Raw genomic sequence first — 21149 nt, 5'->3', positions numbered from 1 at the left:
AGTTACGGAGGGCCCGATGGTGACACGGCGCGCGGTGTTGTCCGGCGCCGCCGTGCTCGGGACCGCGCTGGCCGCGCCGGGACTCGCCGGTTGCGGCGACGACTCGAACTCGCTGACGTTCTTCTTTCAGGCCGCCCCCGCCGAGGCGCGGGTGCGCAGGCAGATCATCGAGGAGTTCGGGCGGCTGCATCCGGAAATCGAGATCCGGGTGCAACTTTCGGGCCCCGATCCGCAGCAGCAGATCCTGACCTATTGCGCGGGCGGTAAATGCCCGGACATTCTGATGCAATGGGAATCGTATTCCCGATTCGCCGCCCTCGGCGTGCTGCAGGACTTGAATGTCTTGCTGGACAAGGATCCCGCCTACGCGGCGCGGCTACGGGCCGACAGCACGCCGAACCTGTACGAGACCTTCACCTTCCAAGGCGGGCAATACGTGCTGCCCGAGCAGTGGGCGGGAATCTTCCTCTACTACAACAGAAGGTTGTTCGACGAGGCCGGGCTGAAACCCCCGCCCGCGCGCTGGCAGGACGCCTGGTCGTTCGACGAATTCCTCGCCACCGCACAAGCTTTGACGAAGCGCGACGCGTCGGGCAGCGCCAGCCGGTGGGGGTTCGTCGACGCCTGGCCGGTGCCGCGCTGGTCGGCGGCGATCTTCGGAATGAACAACGGCGCGGCATGGTTCACTCCCGCGATCGATCCGACGCGGACGAACATCGACGACGACCGTTTCATCGAGGGCTTCCAGTTCTACACCGACCTCTCGGTGCGCCACCACGTCGCACCGAGGGCCGCCGACCTGCAGGCCCAGTCGGCGCTCGACCTGTTCATGCAGGGGAAAGCGGCGATGGTGCTCACCGGGCACTGGCAGTACAGCGGCTTCCTCGCCGCCCCCGATCTGGATTTCGATGTCACCGTGCTGCCGGTCGGCCCGCAGGGGGACCGTGCCGGATCCGATGTCGGGACCACGGGTCTGGCTATCGCCGCGTCCAGTGCGAAGAAGGAACTGGCGTGGGAGTTCGTGAAATTCGCGACCGGGCCGCAGGGGCAGCGGGCCGTCGCGGAGTCGGGTCTGTTCGTCCCGGCGTTGCAGTCGGCGCGGCGTTCTCCCGAATTCCTCCGGTCCCACACCAGGATCCGCAACCTCGAGGTCCTGATCGACGGGCCGGACAATTCCCATCATCTTCCGGTCAGCCCGCAGTGGCCGCGGGTCGACGCCGCCTTCACCCGCTTCTCCGATCGGGTGCTGCGCGGTGCGGCACCCGCGTCCTGGTTCAAGGATGGCCCGGCCGCCGAGCTCAACCGCCTGCTCGCGGGGCCGGTATGACCGCCTTCGGACCACGCGCGGACCGGCGGCAGTCCGGCCTCACCCGCCGGAAGGCGGCGGCGGGCCGCACCTTCATCGCACCGAATCTGGCGGCGGTACTGGTGTTCCTGGTGTTCCCGCTCGGGCTGTCGCTGTATTTGAGCTTCCACCACTGGAATATGTTCTCTGCCCCGGAATACGTCGGCACCGCGAACTATCGCAGGCTGTTCGCCGAGGACCCGCTGTTCTACATCGCGCTGCGCAACACCGCGCTGTTCACTGTCCTCACGCTGGTGCCGACCATCGTGATCAGCCTCGCCGTCGCTGCGGCGCTCAACGAAAAGGTCAGGGGCATAGCGCTTTTCCGTAGTGTCATGTTCATGCCGCTGGTCGCGTCGACCGCGGCGATCACGGTGGTCTGGAAGTTCATGTTCGCCACCGAGGGCGGGCTGTTCAACGCCTTGCTCGGGTGGTTCGGCGTCGATCCGGTGCAGTGGCTGGCCGATCCGAACTGGGCGCTGGTGTCGCTGTGCCTGGTCAGCATCTGGAAGAGCGTGCCGTTCGCCGCCGCGGTGCTGCTGGCGGCGATGCAGGGCGTGCCCGCGGATCTGTACGAGGCCGCGCGCATCGATGGCGCGGGCGGGTGGCAGCGGTTCCGATCGATCACGCTGCCGTTGATCCGGCCCGCACTGGGTTTCGTCTTCGTCATCTCGATCATCAACACGGTGCAGGCCTTCGATCAGGCCTACGTGCTGACCGGCAGCGCGGGCGGCCCGGAGACCGGCACCTATCTCTTCGGCATCATGCTGTTCCAGAATGCCTTCGTCTTCAACGATCTCGGATACGCGTGCGCGCTGGCCTGGGTGATCTTCGCGATCCTGCTCGCGCTCACCTATTTTCAGCTGCGCCTCTCACGCAGCGGCGCCGAGGAGACCTGACATGGCCGCCACCGCGCGCTATCAGCGCGTCATCGCCCGCCGCACCCTGCGCGGTGTGCTGGTCTATCTCGCGCTGGTGGTGATGGCGTGGTGCGCACTGTTGCCGATCCTGTGGGCGCTGGCCGGCTCGCTGCAGCCGCCGGGCCGGATCACGGGCACCGATCTCGTGCCCGACGATCCGCAGGGGTCGAACTACCGCCTCGTCTTCGAGTTCGTCCCGTTCGGGCGAATGTTCCTCAACACGGTGCTCTATGCGGGGCTGGTGACCGCCGGGCAGGTCTTCTTCTGCTCGCTGGCCGGATATGCATTCGCCCGCTTGCCGTTTCGCGGGCGCGACGCGATATTCCTGGCCTATCTGGGCACCCTCATGGTGCCGTTGACGGTCACCGTGATTCCGCAGTTCATTCTCATGCGTACGTTCGGCTGGGTGGACAGTCCGCTCGCTATGATCGTGCCCGGCCTGTTCGGCAGCGCCTTCGGTACCTATCTGATGCGGCAGTTCTTCCTCACACTGCCCGCCGAATTGGAAGAGGCGGCCATCCTCGACGGCTGTTCGCTCTGGCAGACGTACTGGCGAGTGTTGTTGCCGCACACCACACCCGCGGTTCTGGTGCTCGCCGTGCTCACCTGGGTGACGGTATGGAACGACTTCCTGTGGCCATTGATCATGATCCAGCGCGACAGCATCTCCCCCCTGAATCTCGGCCTGGTTTGGCTGCAAGGCCAGTACACCGCGAACTGGCCGGTGTTCATGGCCGCGTCGATGATCATGCTGGCGCCGATGCTGGTCGTATACGCGCTCACCCAGCGTGCTTTCGTGCGCGGCATCGCCACCTCCGGTCTCGCCGGGCGCTGAAGGCGGTGCGCCGCAACGGATCAGGCGGCCAGTCCGGACCACTGCGTGACGGTGTAGGGCCGGTGGCCCAATTGGCCGTCCCACGAGCTGATGAGCAGGGTCAGGTTCTCCGGGCTCGCGCTGCCGGGATGCAGGTACCCGCCGTACGGGAAGGGTTGCCTGCGGCGGAACCAATGCGTCGGCGGCCACAGCGTGCTCCCGACGACCTGGGTCTTCGGCGCGGTCCAGACCCGGTCGGGACGTGGGGCGGTGCGGGTGCGGATGCTGAAATCCGTGACGTCGAAATAGCTCATCACATACAGCTCGCCGATGCGTTTCACCGAGAACTCGCCGATGCCGTTGTCCGGTCCGAACAGTGACGAGGGCGCCGCCTGCGCGGCGGGCACCCACTGCCACGTCTGATCCAGGTACACCCAGTGCTCGCGGGCATCGAGATCGCCACGGAAGAAATCGGCGGGCTGGTAACGGAACAGCTGGATCCGACCGCGATCGTCCGCGTAGAAATGGCTGCCGTTCCACGCCTTGCTGAAGACGTACAGCAGGCCGTCCGGGTCGACGCCCGCGAACGACCACATCATGTCCAGGCTGCCGGTGTTGCCCTGTCCGTCGCCGGGCCAATGGCGTTCGAAATCCTGCCAGCTCGCGCCGTTGTCGTCGGAGTAGGCGATGCCCGCCATGAGCGACCCGTCCACCCGGCTGCGCGGTCCCACCCACCGGTGCACCGAGGTGTATTGGATGAAGATCCGGTTCCGGCCGTCGACGGTGAGCGTGATCGCGTCGTTCGGGATGCGACTGACCTCGAAGCCGAAACCGTTGTCCGCGTTGTGCTGATAGTCGAACAGTTGCGCGCACGTCGGCAGCGGTTCGGCCGCGGTGAAGGTGATCGGCGTCTGTCCGGTCGCGTCGAAATCGGCCTGGTACAACACGACCGGGCTGCCGATGAACTCGCCGGTCGCCCCCTGCCCGCGGAAGGAATCGCCGAAGACGTACCCCCACGAGCCGTCGTAGCGACGATAGGGGATGCCCAGATCGCTTGATCCGAGCCCGAACCGGCTGGCCGAGTCGCCCGCGTTGTCACACAGATAGGTCCCTTGCTGTGGTGTCGTGCGGTGCTCCGGCATGGTCCCACTCTCCTCAGCGCCCCTACCGAACATCATGCGGCGCCTATCCATCCGACACGCCGAATTGGCCGAGCCGCGGGTAGGTGGATCTAGGTGAGAATCACCGACGCGAGGGGCCGGGTGGGGGTGGGAACGTCGATGTCGGCAGGGAAGCACGACCCTGCGGGACATCGAGGAGAAGATCATGAGCGCCGCGATCGAGGAGGGGGTTCGGGCGGTGGCCGCACCGGCGCGCACCGCCCGTGCCACTGTGCTGGCCGCCGCGATGCTGACCGTGATGGCCCCGGCGGTCATCGCGCCGAGTCTGCCCGCCATGCGGGAGGTCTTCGCCGGGGTGGCGGGCGCGGACGTGCTGGTGCGGCTGGTGCTGACCATCACCTCGCTGGCCATCGGCCTCACCGCGCCGCTGGCGGGCATGATCGCCGACCGGATCGGGCGTAAGCCGTTGCTGGTCACCAGCCTGGCGCTGTTCGCCGTGGCGGGTGTCGCAGGCTTCTTCGTCGACTCGATCGGCGTGCTGCTGGTGACGCGGGCGCTGGTCGGTGTCGCGGTCGGCGGCATCATGACGGCGGTCAGCGCCACGATCACCGACTGGTTCGAGGGGCCGAAGCGAGCCGCATTCCTCGGGCTGCAACAGGCTTTCGCCAGTATCGGCGGCGTTATGTTCCTGCCGCTGGCCGGATTGCTGGCCGCATCGAATTGGCAGGCGCCGTTCTGGATCTACGCCGTCTCCCTCGCGATCCTGCCGTTCGCGCTGTTCACCTTGCGAGAGCAGCGACGCGACCAGGCTTCCGGTGTGGTCGACGCGGGTCCGTCGCGGTCGAACATCCTTCGCCCGATCGCCGGACTGTATCTGCTCGCCTTCCTGGTGACCCTCGCCTTCTACATGGCACCCACCCAATTGCCTTTCCTGCTGGCCGAACTCGGCACGGGCCCGGCTGTGGTCGGGATGGTGATCGCGGCCACGACCCTGAGCAGTGTTCTTGGCGCCCTTGCCTTCTCACCGGTTCGAGTGCGGTGGGCGCCCAGCACCGTCACCGCTGTGAGCGTCGCGCTGCTCGGCTTCGGCTGGGTGCTCGTCGGCACCGCCGGTGCGGTGGCGCAGGTGGTCGCCGGACTGCTGGTGGGCGGCTTCGGTGTCGGCCTCGCCGTCCCCAATCTGAACCTGCGCCTGAGCGACCTCGCGCCCGCCGCGACCCGCGGCCGGATCCTCAGCGGCTTGGTCACCGGCATCTTTCTCGGCCAGTTCGTCTCCCCACTCATCGTCCAGCCGCTCATCCGAGCGACCGGCATCGGCGGCGCGTTCCTCTGGACCGGCCTCGCCATGACCGCGGGCGCGGCCCTCGCCCTGCCGCTGTTCCGTAAAGCCAAGTAAGTCAACCGATTTCCCCGCACAGAAAAGGCTGGAAAAAAATGATCTACCACGGCAACCGCTTCACCCTCCGCGCCGACGCCACCCCGGAGGCGATCGAGGAGGCCCTCGAGAGCCTGCGCAACCAGGGCCGGGTCATCCCCGCGGTGAAGTCCTTCGTCGTCGGCCCCGACTTCGGTGGCGAATACGAGTGGGGCGCGGTGTTCGCCGTCGAGGATCTGGACGGCTACTGGGAGTACCTGATCCACCCCGCGCACCGCAACACCGACCGCGTCGGCCTGCCCCTGGTGGACAAGTTCGCCTCCTTCGACATCACCGACGACCCGGACCCGGAGATGGGCAAGAAGATCGCCGAACTGCACCGCCGCCGCTACGCCAGCGACCCGGAACTGACCAGGCTGGTCTCCGATCTCGGCGAATATCTCGGGAGCGCGGCCCCCGGCAAGCACGGCGAGTAACAGCCGCCGCCCCGAACGCCCCTGCGGACAGCGTGTCCGGCAGGGGCTTTCGCGTTGCCGGACGAAGAGAAGGTCATGTGACCACGGTCACAATTTGATGACGGTGCCCGATGATTCCGTTGGAAACCTTTTCATATACTTTGCGAAGTCTTTACTATTGTCCCGACCTTCGCGTCACCCGGGTTTGCCGCCCTCGGGCGGTTGAGCTTCGCCCGCTGCTCGCTTTCGATGCCAGTACATGTTCCACCGATGAACCGGGACGGCCGACGTCCGCCCGGCGAAGGAGAAATATGTCCACCGACACCGATCCCGCACTACGGACGTTGCCGCGCACTGCCGCTCTACCTGGTTTTCTGGCCACCATCGGCCGGCACGATCTGCCCGCTTCGATCGTCGTTTTCCTTGTCGCACTGCCCCTTTCCCTCGGCGTCGCGGTCGCCTCCGGTGCGCCGGTCGCCGCCGGGCTGATCGCCGCAGTGGTCGGCGGTGTGGTCGCCGGTCTGCTGGGTGGTTCCGCGGTGCAGGTCAGCGGGCCGACCGCCAGTCTCACCGTGGTCGTCGCCGAGAGCGTGCACCATTTCGGCTGGGCCGCCACGTGTTTCATCACCGCGGGGGCCGGTGTGTTGCAGATCCTGTTCGGGCTCAGTCGAATAGCGCGGGGCGCGCTGGCCATCGCGCCGGTGGTGGTGCATGCGCTGCTCGCGGGGATCGGCGTGATCATCGCCCTGCAGCAGGTGCACGTGCTGCTCGGCGGCGCCTCGCTCAGCTCCTCGTTCGACAGCCTCGTGCAGCTGCCGCACCAGCTGCGGTCGGTGCACAGCGGCGACCTGGTGATCGGCCTGGTGGTGATCGTCATCCTGGTCGGCTGGCGGTTCCTGCCGCGCCAGGTCCGGTCGGTGCCCGGCCCGCTGGTCGCGGTGGTGGTCGCGACCGTGCTGTCGCTGGTCCTGCCCGCGCACGTGGAACGGCTGGTGCTCAACGGTTCGCTGCTCGACTCGATCGGTTTGCCCGCGGTGCCATCTGGCACCTGGACGGCGGTCGCGCTGACCATGGTGACCATCGCGCTGATCGCCAGCGTGGAGACCCTGCTCTCGGCGGTGGCCGTGGACAAACTGCGACCCGGCAGCGCGGCCAACCTGGACCGGGAACTGATCGGTCAGGGCACCGCCAACACCGTCTCCGGCCTGCTCGGCGGTCTGCCGATCGCGGCGGTGATCGTCCGCAGCATCACCAACGCCAACGCGGGCGCGCAGACCAGGGCCGCGACCGTGCTGCACGGGATCTGGATCCTGGTGTTCGCGGTCGCGTTCGCCGGGCTGGTGCAGCAGATCCCGAAGGCGGCGCTGGCGGGGCTGCTGATCCTGATCGGCGTGCAATTGGTCAAGCTGGCGCACATCCGACTGGCCCGGCGCACCGGCGAACTCTACGTCTATGTCGCGACGGTACTGAGCGTGGTGTTCCTGAATCTGTTGGTGGGCATGGTGATCGGGCTGATGCTCTCGTTCGCGCTGCTGCTGTGGCGGGTGGTCAAGGTGACGATCGTGGCCGCGCCGGTGGCCGGAACGCGGCGCTGGGTGGTCACGATCGACGGCTCCTGCACCTTCCTCGCGCTGCCGAAGCTGTCCGCGGAGTTCGCCAAGGTGCCCGCCGATGCCGATGTCACCGTCGAGATGACCGTGGACTTCCTCGATCATGCCGCCTATGAACGGATCACCGAGTGGGCCGCCCGCCGCGAAACCGAAGGCGGTTCAGTCGAATTCGTCGAGATCGGCAGCGCCAGGATGGCCACGGCGATTGCGGGGCCGCCCGAGCGCGGTCACTCCAGGAAGGTCCTCGATCAGGCGATCGGGCCGTGGCGCCGGACCGGCAACCGGGAAGACCCGATCGCGGCGGGCATCGCCGCCTATCACCGCGGGCACGCGCACCTGATGCGGCCGCACCTGGCGGGCCTGCGGCATCGTCCCGACGCCGACACGTTCTTCTTGACCTGCGCCGACGCGCGCGTCGTGCCGAACGTCATCACCAACAGCGGCCCCGGTGACCTGTTCACCGTGCGCAATGTGGGCAATCTGGTGCCCACCGCGAGCAGCGACGTTTCGGTGGAGGCCGCGCTGATCTACGCGTTGGAGAAGCTGGACGTGCGCGCGGTGGTGGTCTGCGGGCATTCCGGCTGCGGCGCGATGGAGGCGCTGTATCGCGACGTGCGGACCGGGCCGGGTCTGGGGGATTGGCTGGCCTACGCCCGGCCCAGCCTCGAGCGCTACCGGTTGGGGCATCCGGTGGCCGAGGCGGCGGCGCTGGCCGGGTTCGGTGCGGTGGATCAGCTCGGCATGGTGAACGTCGCGGTGCAGCTCGAGACGTTGCACGCCCATCCCGCCGTCCGGCAGGGGATCGAGGAGCGCGGCGTCGCGGTGTCGGGTCTGTTCTTCGATCTGGCCACCGCCCGGGTGATCGAGGTGACGGTGGACGGCATCGCGGAGTTCGACGACGAGGGGCGCCGTGTCGCCGCACAGCCGGTGTGATTCCCGGGCGAGCCCGCGATACCTGTCTTCGCAACGTTGTGAGACAGGCCATAGGCCTGGGAACTGCGAATTTACGCATAGTTTGCGCGGTTCTCAGGCTTTGCTAAGTCTTTACTAATAATCTTGATTCGGTTTACATCCCGACCCGGTGCCGTGTCGGGACACTGCTTCACCGCGAGAATGCCGGTTCGCGGTCGCTTGCCCTGCTGGACATTTGATCGTCAACCGACCTCGGTCTCCGGACCGGGTTCGGCGAAGGAGAAGTCATGGCTATCGATAACGATTTGGCCCCACCGATGTCACCACCAGTCCCCGCGGGCTCGGATCGAAGTTCCGGACAGATGTCCGAGCGTGTCCAATCGATCCTGCGCCATGACGTGCCCGCCTCGATCGTGGTCTTCCTGGTCGCGCTGCCGCTGTCCCTCGGCATCGCCCTCGCCTCCGGTGCGCCGGTCATGGCGGGTCTCATCGCCGCCGTGATCGGTGGCGTCGTCGCCGGTCTGGTCGGCGGTTCTATTCTTCAGGTGAGCGGCCCGGCCGCCGGTCTCACCGTCGTGATCGCCGAGTCGATCACCCAATTCGGCTGGAAAACAACAGGTTTCATCGTTGTCGCGGCCGGTGTGCTGCAGATCCTGTTCGGCTTGAGCCGGGTCGCGCGCGCCGCGCTTGCCGTCGCCCCGGTGGTGGTGCACGCGATGCTCGCCGGCATCGGTATCACCATCGCGTTGCAGCAGATTCATGTGCTGCTCGGCGGTTCGTCGCACAGTTCCGCGTGGAAGAACATCACCCAGCTGCCCGGGCAGCTGATGTCGCTGCACGGCGGCGACGCGTTCATCGGCGCCGTGGTGATCGCGATCATGCTCGGCTGGAAGTACATGCCCGCCAAGGTGCGGGTGGTGCCGGGACCGCTGGTCGCGGTCGTCGGCGGCACCCTGCTCGCCATTGTGCTGCCCACCGGCGCGGAGCGAATCGTATTGAACGGCTCGCTGTTCGACGCGATCGGCCTGCCGGAACTGCCGCGCGGCGACTGGTCGGCCGTGGTGCTGATGATCATCACCATCGCCTTGATCGCGAGCGTGGAGAGCCTGCTCTCCGCCGTCGCGGTGGACAAGATGCACACCGGTCAGCGCACCAATTTCGACCGAGAGATGATCGGTCAGGGCACGTCCAACGTGCTGTCGGGCCTGCTCGGCGGGTTGCCGGTGACCGGCGTGATCGTGCGCAGCGCCACCAACGTGCAGGCGGGCGCGCGCAGCCGGGCCTCCTCGGTGCTGCACGGCGTCTGGATCCTGGTGTTCTCGGTGGCGCTGGCCGCTGTCGTGCAACAGATTCCGAAGGCGGCGCTGGCCGGCCTGCTGATCGTGATCGGCACCCAGTTGGTCAAGCTGGCCCACATCCGGCTGGCCCGGCGCACCGGCGATCTGCTCGTCTACGTCGTCACCATGCTCGGCGTGGTGTTCCTGAACCTGCTCGAGGGCGTGCTGATCGGCCTCGCGCTGGCGTTCGGGCTGCTGCTGTGGCGGGTGGTGCGCGTCGCGATCACCGCCAGGCAGATCCCGGGCTCACAGCGCTGGATGGTCACCATCGACGGCTCCTGCACCTTCCTCGCGCTGCCGAAGCTGTCCGCGGAGTTCGCCAAGGTGCCCGCCGATGCCGACGTCACCGTCGAGATGACCGTGGACTTCCTCGACCACGCCGCGTTCGAGGCGATCGAGGATTGGGTGCGCCAGCAGGAAAGCAACGGCGGCAGTGTCGATTTCGTGGAGATCGGCAGTGCCAGGATGGCGCACGCCACCGCGGGCCCGCCCTCGCGCAGCTTCGGCCGTGCGGTGCTGACCGACATCCTCGGCCCGTGGCGGCGCGACGAGCACGACGACCCGATCGCGGCGGGTGTCGCGGCCTACCACCGCAGCCACGCGCACGTGGTGCGTCCGCACCTGGACGAGTTGGTGCACAGCCAGGACCCGGATTCGTTCTTCTTGACCTGCGCCGATTCGCGCATCGTGCCGAACATGATCACCAACAGCGGCCCCGGTGACCTGTTCACCGTGCGCAATGTGGGCAATCTCGTGCCTGCCGTCGGCGATCCGTCGGTCGACGCGGCGCTGGTCTTCGCGCTGGAGGAGCTGAACGTGCGCTCGATCGTGGTCTGCGGGCACTCCTCGTGCGGCGCGATGATGGCCTTGCACACGGGTGCGCAGACCGGCCCGGAGATCGACAAGTGGCTCACGCACGCGCGGCCGAGCCTGGACCGGATGCACCGGGGCCACCCGGTGGCGACGGCGGCGGCGCGCGCCGGGTTCAACGAGGTCGATCAGTTGAGCATGGTGAACGTCGCGGTGCAGGTGGAGAACCTGCGACGGCACCCGGCCGTGCGCAGGGCGGTGGAGGAGCGCGGGGTCACTGTGTCCGGCCTGTTCTTCGATATTGCCAGCGGGCGGGTCATCGAGGTGACCGAGCAGGGCCTGGCGCACATCGACGACGCGGCGGGCCAGCGGGTCGTGCCCGAACTGGTCTGAAGCAACACGCGCAGCGAACCCGCCCGCACCGCCGGGCGGGTTCGCCGCGTTCTGCCCACCCGGCGCTGTCCGATTCACTCGTAAGCTTGGGGAGATGACCGCGGAGCTGGAAACCCGACCAACAGGCTGGCGCGCCTTCCGTGCCCGCATCGCCGAGCGCCCTACGCTGAACCTGGTCTACCGGATCGGGGTCGCACTCGCCGGTGTCGTGGTGCTCGCGCTCGGCATCCTGGCGATTCCTTACCCCGGTCCCGGCTGGGCGATCGTCTTCGCCGGACTGGGCATCCTCGCTACCGAATTCGCCTGGGCGCGCCGGGCACTCGGCTGGCTGCGCGACAAGTACCGGCAGGGTATGGCGTGGTATTCCGCTCGGGGTCTCGCCATGCGGGTGTTCGCGGCGGCCGCCACCTGCGCGCTGGTCGTCGCGACGCTCTGGATATTGGGCACGTTCGGGTTGGTCGGCAGCTGGATCGGAGTCGAGTGGCAATGGTTACGCAGTCCCCTGAAGTGGTGAACACCGTCCCCGGTCGATCGCTGACGCAGCCGCAGTGGCTGGCCGCGCGGATCGCGGAGATGGGGCATTCCTGGGGGACCACCTCGCCGCGGATCGCGGGCACGCTGTGGTGGTGCATGGTCGCCTCCGCGCTCGTCGAGCAGGTCGCGCGGGCCTACGCGCAGGGACAGCCCGCGGTCGAGCCGGTGCTGGACCGCTTCGACTGCGAGATCCGGCCCGACGGCGGCGTGGAACGCATTCATGTGCTGGCCGCGCCGGACCCGGCGGCCGAGCCCGGCGCGGCGCTGCGGGAAACCCTTGCGGCGGTGATCGGCCCGGTCGCCGAGGTGTCCGGCGCGGGCGTGCCCGCGCTGTGGGCGATCGTCGCCGACGCGGTCGGGAATCGGGCCTTGGACGCGGGCGACGCGGAGGCAGGCAGCCGGCTGGCCGCCGAGATCGGCGCGAAGCTGCCGAAACCCCGGTTCGTCGAGGTCGGCGGCCGCACGTTCGTCAAGCGGATCTCCTGCTGCCTGGTCTACGAGGTCCCCAACTGCGAGATGTGCACCAGCTGCCCGAAGCGCCCCGCCGCCGAGCGGGCCGCGCTGCTGGAGGAGCTGGCCACCGACGATTGACGTGCTCGTCCCGATCAATTGCACGACTGTCGGTCGGCAATGCGAAGATTGGACGCGCCCAGTAACCGGCGGACGACGCGGGAAACCGGGCTAGCTAGCATGGTCGCGCCGGGACACCGCTGTCTCGGCCATGATCCGCGGGAACCCTTCCCGCACCCGAGAAAAGCCAAGGAGAGCACTGCCGTGACCACCTCAGCCCGCAACAGCCCGGTGACTGTCGTTGTACAGGCCGGGACGACGGCGGGCGCCGCGGTGCGCGAGGCCGGGTTGCCGACCAAGGGGCCGGACACCATCGTGGTGGTGCGCGACGCCGAGGGCCTCAAGGACCTGTCCTGGACCCCGGATACCGACGTCGAGGTGCAGGCGATCGCCGCGGACACCGAGGACGGCCGCAGTGTCATCCGGCATTCCGCGGCCCACGTGCTGGCGCAGGCGGTGCAGCAGGAGTTCCCCGAGGCCAAGCTCGGCATCGGCCCGCCGATCAAGGACGGCTTCTACTACGACTTCCAGGTCGACAAGCCGTTCACCCCGGAGGATCTGGCCAAGCTGGAATCCCGGATGAAGAAGATCGTCAAAGGCGCGCAGCGGTTTTCGCGCCGCGTGGTCGAGGTCGAGGACGCCCGCGTCGAGCTGGCCAAGGAGCCGTTCAAGCTGGAGCTGATCAGCGACAAGTCCGGGATCGACGATCCCGAGGTGATGGAGGTCGGCGGCAAAGAGCTGACCATCTACGACAACCTGGATCCGCGCACCGGCGAACGGGTGTGGGGCGACCTGTGCCGCGGCCCGCACATCCCGACCACCAAGTTCATCCCGGCGTTCAAGCTCACCCGCAGCTCGGCCGCCTACTGGCGCGGTGACCAGGACCGGGAGGGCCTGCAGCGCATCTACGGCACCGCGTGGGAATCGCAGGAGGCGCTCGAGGAGTACCTGCACCTGCTGGCCGAGGCCGAGCGCCGCGACCACCGCAAGCTCGGGCTGGAACTCGATCTGTTCAGCTTCCCCGACGAGCTCGGCTCGGGCCTGCCGGTGTTCCATCCCAAGGGCGGCATCATCCGCAAGGAGATGGAGGAGTACTCGCGGCGCAGGCATGTGGCGGCGGGCTACGAGTTCGTCAACACCCCGCACATCACCAAGGGCCACCTGTTCGAGGTCTCCGGTCACCTGGACTGGTACCGCGACGGCATGTTCCCGGCGATGCACCTGGACGCGGAGCTGAACGAGGACGGCACCGTCCGCAAGCCCGGCCAGGACTACTACGTCAAGCCGATGAACTGCCCGATGCACAACCTGATCTTCCGCGCGCGTGGCCGGTCGTATCGGGAACTTCCGTTGCGGCTGTTCGAATTCGGCTCGGTGTACCGCTACGAGAAGTCCGGCGTCATGCACGGCCTGACCCGGGTGCGCGGCATGACCCAGGACGACGCGCACATCTACTGCACCAAAGAGCAGATGCACGCCGAGCTGAGCAGCACACTGGAGTTCGTGCTCGGTCTGCTGAAGGACTACGGTCTCGACGACTTCTACCTCGAGCTGTCCACCAAGGACCCGAAGAAGTTCGTCGGCTCCGACGAGATCTGGGCGGAGGCCACCGAGACGCTGTCCAAGGTGGCCTCGGCCTCCGGTCTCGAGCTGGTGCCCGACCCGGGCGGCGCCGCGTTCTACGGCCCGAAGATCTCCGTGCAGGCCAGGGACGCGCTGGGCCGCACCTGGCAGATGTCGACCATCCAGCTCGACTTCAACCTGCCGGAACGGTTCGATCTGGAGTACACCGCCTCCGACGGCACCAAGCAGCGGCCGGTGATGATCCACCGCGCGCTGTTCGGCACGATCGAACGCTTCTTCGGCGTGCTCACCGAGCATTACGCGGGCGCGTTCCCGGCGTGGCTGGCCCCGGTACAGGTCGTCGGCATCCCGGTCGCGGAAGCCTTTGCGCCGCACCTGGATCAGGTGATCGAGCGGTTGCGCGACGAGGGCATCCGGGCGCAGGTGGATCGCAGCGACGACCGGATGCAGAAGAAGATCTTCAACAACACCGCGCAGAAGGTGCCGTTCATGCTGCTCGCGGGCGAGCGGGATGTCGCGGCGGGCGCGGTGAGCTTCCGGTTCCGCGACGGCACCCAGGTCAACGGCGTGCCGGTCGCGGACGCGGTGGCCACCATCGTGGCCTGGATCCGGCACCGGGAGAACGCGTCACCGACCGCTGAGGGCTTCGAGATCAAGGGCGCAGGATGACCGAACGTACCGTGCCGGATGGCCTCGACGAACTGAACGCCACCGGTGAGCAGCACAGCATCGTGGATCGCGGTGCGGGCGAACCGGATCGGTTACAGCGCCTGTGGACGCCGTACCGGATGTCCTACATCGCCGAGGCCGCGGCGACCGATCCCAGCTCGACCGGGCATCCGTTCACCGACATCCCGAAGATGTCCGACGAGGACGGCCTGGTCATCGCCCGCGGCGAGCTGGTGTACGCGGTGCTGAACCTCTACCCGTACAACCCCGGCCACATGATGGTGGTGCCGTATCGCAAGGTCGCCAACCTCGAGGATCTCACCGATCCCGAGAGCGCCGAGCTGATGGCGTTCACCCAGCAGGCCATCCGGGTGATGAAGCGGGTGTCGCGGCCGCACGGGTTCAATGTCGGCCTGAATCTCGGTGGCGTGGCCGGTGGTTCGCTGGCCGACCATCTGCACCAGCACATCGTGCCGCGCTGGGGTGGTGACGCCAACTTCATCACCGTGGTGGGCGGTGCGAAGGTGATGCCGCAGCTGCTGCGCGAGACGCGCGCGCTGCTGTCGGCGGCCTGGAAGGAAGTCGACTAGAAGTGCTGAGCTTCTTCGGCCGCGACACGTTCGCCAAAGCGACTGCGCCGCTGGGCAAAGCGCTGGTGAGCACCGGACTCACCCCGGACGCGGTGACCGTCATCGGCACCACCGCCTCGATCGTCGCCGCGGTCACGCTGTTCCCGACCGGGCACCTGTTCTGGGGAACCATGGTGATCTGGTTCTTCGTCATGTTCGACATGCTCGACGGCGCGATGGCCAGAGCGCGCGGTGGCGGCACGAAATACGGCGCGGTGCTCGACGCCACCTGCGATCGGGTCGCCGACGGCGCCATCTTCGGCGGCCTGGCCTGGTGGGCGGTGTATCACGAGCAGCATCGGCCGCTGTTCGCCGCGACGCTCGTGGTGCTGGTGACCTCGCAGGTGATCTCCTACGCGAAGGCGCGTGCCGAGGCCAGCGGACTCTCGGCCGACGGCGGCATCATCGAACGCCCGGACCGGCTGATCATCGTGCTCGTCGGTGCCGGATTCACCGGAATCGGCGGATACTGGGGACTGGACTGGCTCACCTACGCGGTCCATGTCGCGATGTGGATCCTGGCGGTGCTCAGCATCGTCACGGTGTTCCAGCGGGTGCTCGCGGTCCGCAGGTCCCCGGGCGCGCGGGACGTGATCACGCCGGCGCGGCCGGAAAACCCCACGGCGGGAACGGCGAACGCGACGGAGCTGCCGTCGTGAGAACGCCGCCGTGCGCTAGGCCCTGTGTCGAAGTCCCATCCGGCGCCGCCACGGTCACAGGGCCTAGTGCGGTGCGGGAGGCAGTGGTATGAGTTTCGGGGAGCGGGTCGGTGACGCCGGATACGCGGCGGGCTGGCGGCTGGTGCGGGCCTTGCCCGAGCCGACGGCGCGGCGGCTGTTCGACTGGGGCGCGGATCGGGTGGCGCGCAAGGCCAATCGGGCGTTCCGGGCGGGTGGTGCGCCGAATCAACTGCGCCGCAATCTTGCTCGGGTCCTCGGCGGCACCCCGGCCGAGGTGCCGGACGAGCTGATCCAGGCGAGCATGCGCTCCTACGCCAGGTACTGGCGGGAGGCCTTCCGCTTGCCGTCGATGGACCACGTGGCGATCGGTACGCTGCCGGTCGCCGGGACCGAACACCTCGAAGCGGGCCTGGCCGCCGGGCGCGGCGTGATCCTGGTGCTGCCGCATTCGGGCAACTGGGACATGGCCGGGGTCTGGCTGGTGCAGAACCATGGCAGGTTCGCCACCGTCGCCGAGCGTTTGAAGCCGGAGTCGCTGTTCGAGCGGTTCGTCGCCTATCGGGAGAGCCTCGGATTCGAGGTGTTCCCGTTGACCGGCGGCGAGCAGCCGCCGTTCGTGCAACTGGCGGCCCGGCTGGCCGAGAACAAGGTCATCTGCCTGATGGGGGAGCGCGACCTGACCGGTCGCGGGGTGCCGGTCACGTTCTTCGGCGAGCGCACCTGGTTGCCCGCGGGCGCCGCCAAGCTCGCCGCGCAGACGGGCGCGGTCCTGCTGCCGGTGCACACCTGGTTCACCGCCGACGGTGGCGCCGAAGCCTGGGGCATGAAAGTCGAGGCGCCCGTGGATGTCTCGCGCGGTGTCGCGGCCGCCACGCAGGCACTGGCCGACCGGTTCGCCGCGAACATCGCGGCGCATCCGGCGGATTGGCACATGCTGCAGCCGATGTGGGAGGGCGACCTGTCCGAGGCGCGGCTGGCCAGGATCGCGGCGGCGCAGCGCGAGCACACCGCGCCCATGGCGACCGAACACGCGGCCCCGACGGATGAGTCCTCATGAAAATCGGCATGGTCTGCCCGTATTCGTTCGACGTCCCCGGCGGGGTGCAAGCCCACGTGGTCGAGCTGGCCAGGGTATTCATCGAGCGCGGTCATCGGGTGAGCGTGCTCGCGCCGGCCGCCGACGACACGCCGCTGCCGGATTTCGTGGTGTCCGCCGGTCGCGCGGTCGCCATCCCGTACAACGGCTCGGTGGCGCGCCTGTCCTTCGGGCCCATGGCCTACACCAGGGTTCGGCGCTGGATCGAAGGTAACGACTTCGACGTGCTGCACATCCACGAGCCGAACGCGCCGAGCCTGTCGATGCTCGCGTTGAAGATCGCCGAGGGCCCGATCGTCGCGACGTTTCACACCTCGACCACGAAATCGTTGGTGCTCAGCACCTTTCAGGGCGTCCTGCGCCCGTACCACGAGAAGATCAGCGGCCGCATCGCGGTCTCCGAGTTGGCGCGGCGCTGGCAGGTGGAGGCGCTCGGCTCCGACGCGGTGGAGATTCCCAACGGGGTGGACGTGCCCGCGTTCGCGCGTGCGCCGATGCTGCCCGGCTATCCGCGCCCCGGGCGCAGTGTGCTGTTCCTCGGCCGCTACGACGAGCCGCGCAAGGGCATGGACGTGCTGCTCGGCGCCTTGCCCGCGCTGGTGGCCAAGCATCCCGACCTGGAGATCCTGATCGTCGGCCGCGGCGACGAGGAGCGGCTGCGCCGCGAGGCCGGCCCCAATGCCGGGCACCTGCGCTTTCTCGGCCAGGTCTCGGACGCGGAGAAGGCATCGGCGATGCGCAGCGCCGACGTCTACGTCGCGCCCAACCTCGGCGGCGAGAGCTTCGGCATCATCCTGATCGAGGCGATGGCGGCCGGAACCCCGGTGGTGGCAAGCGAATTGGACGCCTTCCGGCGCGTGCTGCGCGACGGCGCGGCGGGTGTGCTGGTGCCCGTGGGTGATTCGGCCGCGCTGGCGACGGCGATCGACGACATGCTCACCGACGACGCACGCCGCGCGGCGCTGGTGCACACCGCGACCCAGGTGGTCGGCGAATACGACTGGCCGGTGGTGGCCGAACAGATCCTGCGGGTCTACGAGACGGTGACCGTGGGCGACACCAGGGTGCGGGCCGCCGGATGATCACCTTCTCCGCGACCACGGTCCTCGTTCTCGCGCTGATCGCCGCGGTCGTCATCGCGATCGGGCTGTGGGCGTACTCGACCGCGAACCGGCTCGACCGGCTGCACGTGCGCTCCGATCAATCCTGGCAGGCGCTCGAGGCCGCGCTGTCGCGGCGCGCGGTGGTGGCCAGGGCGGTGGCGTCGGCGCTCGCCGATCCCGGCGCCGACCCGGCGGCGCTGGAACGGGCCGAGATCCTCGCCGCGCTCGCCGACCGGGCCGAGCGCACCGGGCGCCCCGACCGCGAAGCCGTGGAAAACCAACTCTCCGCGGCGCTTTCGGCGGTCGACAGCGCGCGGCTGCGTCCGCAGATGGTGGCCGAGCTCGCCGACGCCGAGGCCAGGGTGCTCATCGCGCGGCGGTTCCACAACGACGCGGTCCGCGACACCCTCGCACTGCGCACCCGCAGGCCGGTGCGCATCCTGCACCTCGGCGGCACCGCCCCGCTGCCCACGTATTTCGAGATCACCGAGCGGGCCACGCCCGCCGCGTCGACCGGGCTCGACGTCGATACCACCCGCACCGCCGCCAGGATCGTGCTCTTCGATGAGAGCGACCGCACGCTGCTGATGCGCGGCAACGACCCCAAGACGCCGGACATCTCGTTCTGGTTCACCGTCGGCGGCGGGGTGGAGCCGGGGGAGAGCCTGCGCGAGGCGGCCGTGCGTGAGCTGTACGAGGAGACCGGATACCGGGCCGACCCAGAGAGCCTGCGTGGACCCATCTGGCGCCGGGTCGCGGTGTTCCCCTTCGACGGTGACCTCATCCGCTCCGAGGAGCTCTTCTTCGCGTTGCGCGTGCCCTGCTACGCACCGCAGGCCACGAATCTGACTGCGATAGAACGTCGTTCGATCACCGGCAACAAGTGGTGCACGGTCGAGGACATCATCGCCCTCGACCGCTCGGGCGAGACCGTCTACCCCTACAACCTCGATGAGCTACTGCCGGAAGCGGCTTCGGCCGCCTCCGGCACCGTCGACCCGGAAGTCCGCTCCATCCGCTAGTTTTCGCGCGGCGGTGTGATCTGGTTCACGATCGTGCTACGGTCGCGACTGGATCGAAGCCGCCTGGGTAGTGCTACTGGAACGGCACGCCCGGTGCTGCGGCTCCCGCGTCACGGCGGGAGAATATTTGGGCTCGCGGAGGTAATTAGTAGATGTCCTACCTGTTGTTCGATTTCCTGCTGCCGATCATCGGCCCCGCCGCCGCCGAGTATTGGGCCTCGATCTTCGTGGTCGGCCCGCTCTGAGCGTCTTCCGATAGTCCACCGCGCACGTCCCGGCCTTCACCCCGCGAATAGCTGAGGTGTGACGCCGGGACTTGTCGTCTGTACGGTGCGCGGCGGAGTTCGCCGAGCGGTCGCCACCCGGCCGAACCGGTCCAGTGCCGACCCCCGGTCGGCATCCGCGCTGGTAATCGACAAGGCCAGTCATCTTCGACTGGCTATAAAGTGGCCTGGGTGGCACGCCTAGAATTGGGTCGATTCAATCCCTTGCGACCCGATTGGCGCAGATGACCCAGGAGTTTGCCGTGACGACGCCCGAGACCACCCAGACCGTCGGTACCGCCCGCGTGAAGCGCGGAATGGCCGAGATGCTCAAGGGCGGGGTGATCATGGACGTCGTCACCCCCGACCAGGCCAAGATCGCCGAAGACGCGGGCGCGGTCGCGGTGATGGCGCTGGAGCGGGTGCCCGCCGACATCCGCGCGCAGGGCGGCGTGTCCCGGATGAGCGACCCGGACATGATCGACGGCATCATCTCCGCCGTCTCCATCCCGGTCATGGCGAAGGCGCGGATCGGCCACTTCGTGGAGGCGCAGATCCTGCAGAGCCTCGGCGTCGACTACATCGACGAGTCGGAGGTGCTCACCCCCGCCGACTACGCCAACCACATCGACAAGTGGAACTTCACCGTGCCGTTCGTCTGCGGCGCCACCAACCTCGGTGAGGCGCTGCGCCGAATCACCGAGGGCGCGGCCATGATTCGCTCCAAGGGCGAGGCGGGCACCGGCGACGTCTCCAACGCGACCACGCACATGCGCAAGATCCGTCAGGAGATCCGCAGGCTCTCCTCGCTGCCCGCCGACGAGCTGTTCGTCGCCGCGAAGGAACTGCAGGCGCCCTACGAGCTGGTCCGTGAGGTCGCCGAGACCGGCAAGCTGCCCGTCGTGCTGTTCACCGCGGGCGGCATCGCCACCCCGGCCGACGCCGCGATGATGATGCAGCTCGGCGCCGAAGGCGTGTTCGTCGGCTCCGGCATCTTCAAGTCCGGCAACCCGGCCGAGCGGGCTGCCGCCATCGTCAAGGCGACCACCTTCCACGACGACCCCGACGTGCTCGCCAAGGTGTCGCGCGGGCTCGGCGAGGCGATGGTCGGCATCAACGTCGAAGAGCTGCCCGTCGATCACCGGCTGGCCGAACGCGGCTGGTGAGGGTTCGCCCACTGCGGGACTGACACGAGCAGGGATCCGGCGATCCCTGCTCGTGCTGTATTTCCGGACCGCCCGCGTAGGCGGTCCCGGGTTCGCCGCGACTCTTCGCCGCACCACATAGCGGCCTTACTGTTTCCACAATCATGTTGATTACCTTCGCGTTTCGATGCCGTCGACGCCGCTGGGCGGTGGGTACCGCATCGCTGTCGGGTGACCTGTACCAGCCGAGCGCAAAGGACGAGTAGTTGAAGCTTCGTAAGACCGGACGTATCGCGATCGCGGGCTTGGCCGCCGTGGCCACCCTTGGGCTCGCGGCCTGCGGCAGCGATGATCCCAAGGACCCGCCCAAGCCGTCGCGCACCAGCACCAGCGTGACCGCGGACCCGAACCTGCCGCCCGCGCCCACCGCCGACGAACTCAACGCGCTGCTGCAGCGCGCGCTCGACCCGGCCGTGCCGAGCGCGGAGAAACTTGACCTCGTCCAAGGCATCGAAGCCGACCCCGATCTCCCCAACCGGCTCGCCCAGGCCTACAAGGACGCCAACGCGCACGCCGAGGTGGTCGGCGTCACCGCCTTCGGCGGATCCGTCAGCGCCCAAGCGAAATTCACCATCGGTGACCAGACCAACATGGTCGACGTCCCCTTCGTCGCCGACGCGGGCAAATGGAAGGTGCAACAAACCTGGGCCTGCCAAGCCCTCACCACCCTCGGCCAGCAATCCCCGGCTTGCCCCGCCTGAC

18 protein-coding genes are annotated in these 21149 nt (G+C 68.2%); 17 read left to right on the top strand and 1 reads right to left on the bottom strand.

Annotated features, from left to right (window positions below):
• Positions 1-16 precede the first annotated feature (16 nt).
• Genes F5X71_RS23770 through F5X71_RS23760 form a run of 3 tightly spaced genes read left to right on the top strand, consistent with a single transcriptional unit; the run spans position 17 to position 3100 of the window.
• On the top strand, positions 17-1327 hold the full coding sequence (locus F5X71_RS23770; protein ID WP_167464029.1) for an ABC transporter substrate-binding protein: 1311 nt from the start codon (positions 17-19) through the stop codon (positions 1325-1327).
• Positions 1324-2244 carry a carbohydrate ABC transporter permease gene (locus F5X71_RS23765; protein WP_167464028.1) on the top strand — a complete coding sequence of 307 codons (921 nt, stop codon included), beginning with the start codon at positions 1324-1326 and terminating at the stop codon, positions 2242-2244. The genes F5X71_RS23770 and F5X71_RS23765 overlap by 4 nt, the downstream gene beginning before the upstream one ends.
• A 1-nt stretch (position 2245) precedes the next feature.
• Complete coding sequence (locus tag F5X71_RS23760) at positions 2246-3100, top strand: carbohydrate ABC transporter permease (RefSeq protein WP_167464027.1); 855 nt, start codon at positions 2246-2248, stop codon at positions 3098-3100.
• A 20-nt stretch (positions 3101-3120) separates the two neighbouring features.
• Here F5X71_RS23760 and F5X71_RS23755 read toward each other — a convergent pair whose 3' ends face one another.
• A complete protein-coding gene (locus tag F5X71_RS23755; RefSeq protein ID WP_167464026.1) occupies positions 3121-4221 on the bottom strand; it encodes a DUF4185 domain-containing protein in 1101 nt (366 codons plus the stop codon).
• 184 nt (positions 4222-4405) lie between these two features.
• On the opposite strand from F5X71_RS23755, the gene F5X71_RS23750 reads away from it, so the two are divergent.
• From F5X71_RS23750 to F5X71_RS23685, 14 genes are all read left to right on the top strand, one after another.
• Positions 4406-5596, top strand: coding sequence for an MFS transporter (locus F5X71_RS23750; protein WP_167464025.1), 1191 nt, complete (start codon positions 4406-4408; stop codon positions 5594-5596).
• Between the two features lie 38 nt (positions 5597-5634).
• The gene (locus F5X71_RS23745; protein ID WP_167464024.1) at positions 5635-6051 is read left to right on the top strand and encodes a Dabb family protein; all 417 of its coding nucleotides are present in this window, start codon (positions 5635-5637) and stop codon (positions 6049-6051) included.
• 290 nt (positions 6052-6341) lie between these two features.
• Complete coding sequence (locus tag F5X71_RS23740) at positions 6342-8573, top strand: SulP family inorganic anion transporter (RefSeq protein ID WP_167464023.1); 2232 nt, start codon at positions 6342-6344, stop codon at positions 8571-8573.
• A 266-nt stretch (positions 8574-8839) separates the two neighbouring features.
• The gene (locus tag F5X71_RS23735; protein WP_167464022.1) at positions 8840-11092 is read left to right on the top strand and encodes a bifunctional SulP family inorganic anion transporter/carbonic anhydrase; all 2253 of its coding nucleotides are present in this window, start codon (positions 8840-8842) and stop codon (positions 11090-11092) included.
• Between the two features lie 94 nt (positions 11093-11186).
• Positions 11187-11606 (top strand): TIGR02611 family protein, encoded by a 420-nt coding sequence (locus F5X71_RS23730; protein WP_167464021.1) that lies wholly within the window; start codon positions 11187-11189, stop codon positions 11604-11606.
• Positions 11603-12217, top strand: coding sequence for a (2Fe-2S)-binding protein (locus F5X71_RS23725; RefSeq protein WP_238815428.1), 615 nt, complete (start codon positions 11603-11605; stop codon positions 12215-12217). Before F5X71_RS23730 ends, F5X71_RS23725 begins: the two co-directional genes overlap by 4 nt.
• Positions 12218-12400: 183 nt before the next feature.
• On the top strand, positions 12401-14449 hold the full coding sequence (gene thrS, locus F5X71_RS23720; RefSeq protein WP_167464019.1) for a threonine--tRNA ligase: 2049 nt from the start codon (positions 12401-12403) through the stop codon (positions 14447-14449).
• On the top strand, positions 14446-15039 hold the full coding sequence (locus tag F5X71_RS23715) for an HIT family protein (RefSeq protein ID WP_167464018.1): 594 nt from the start codon (positions 14446-14448) through the stop codon (positions 15037-15039). Before thrS ends, F5X71_RS23715 begins: the two co-directional genes overlap by 4 nt.
• Before the next feature lie 2 nt (positions 15040-15041).
• On the top strand, positions 15042-15737 hold the full coding sequence (gene pgsA, locus F5X71_RS23710; protein WP_167464017.1) for a phosphatidylinositol phosphate synthase: 696 nt from the start codon (positions 15042-15044) through the stop codon (positions 15735-15737).
• Positions 15738-15825: 88 nt separating this feature from the next.
• On the top strand, positions 15826-16815 hold the full coding sequence (locus tag F5X71_RS23705) for a phosphatidylinositol mannoside acyltransferase (RefSeq protein WP_167464016.1): 990 nt from the start codon (positions 15826-15828) through the stop codon (positions 16813-16815).
• The gene (locus tag F5X71_RS23700) at positions 16812-17936 is read left to right on the top strand and encodes a glycosyltransferase family 4 protein (protein ID WP_167464015.1); all 1125 of its coding nucleotides are present in this window, start codon (positions 16812-16814) and stop codon (positions 17934-17936) included. The genes F5X71_RS23705 and F5X71_RS23700 overlap by 4 nt, the downstream gene beginning before the upstream one ends.
• Positions 17936-18979 (top strand): NUDIX hydrolase, encoded by a 1044-nt coding sequence (locus F5X71_RS23695; protein WP_167466679.1) that lies wholly within the window; start codon positions 17936-17938, stop codon positions 18977-18979. Before F5X71_RS23700 ends, F5X71_RS23695 begins: the two co-directional genes overlap by 1 nt.
• Positions 18980-19505: 526 nt before the next feature.
• Positions 19506-20408, top strand: coding sequence for a pyridoxal 5'-phosphate synthase lyase subunit PdxS (gene pdxS, locus F5X71_RS23690; RefSeq protein ID WP_167464014.1), 903 nt, complete (start codon positions 19506-19508; stop codon positions 20406-20408).
• A 245-nt stretch (positions 20409-20653) separates the two neighbouring features.
• Positions 20654-21148, top strand: a complete 495-nt coding sequence (locus F5X71_RS23685; protein WP_167464013.1) for a hypothetical protein — start codon at positions 20654-20656, stop codon at positions 21146-21148.
• Position 21149: the final 1 nt, after the last annotated feature.

This window comes from Nocardia brasiliensis (genome assembly GCF_011801125.1).
Taxonomy (GTDB): domain Bacteria; phylum Actinomycetota; class Actinomycetes; order Mycobacteriales; family Mycobacteriaceae; genus Nocardia; species Nocardia brasiliensis_C.
This window is presented reverse-complemented; position numbering and strand designations above follow the sequence as displayed.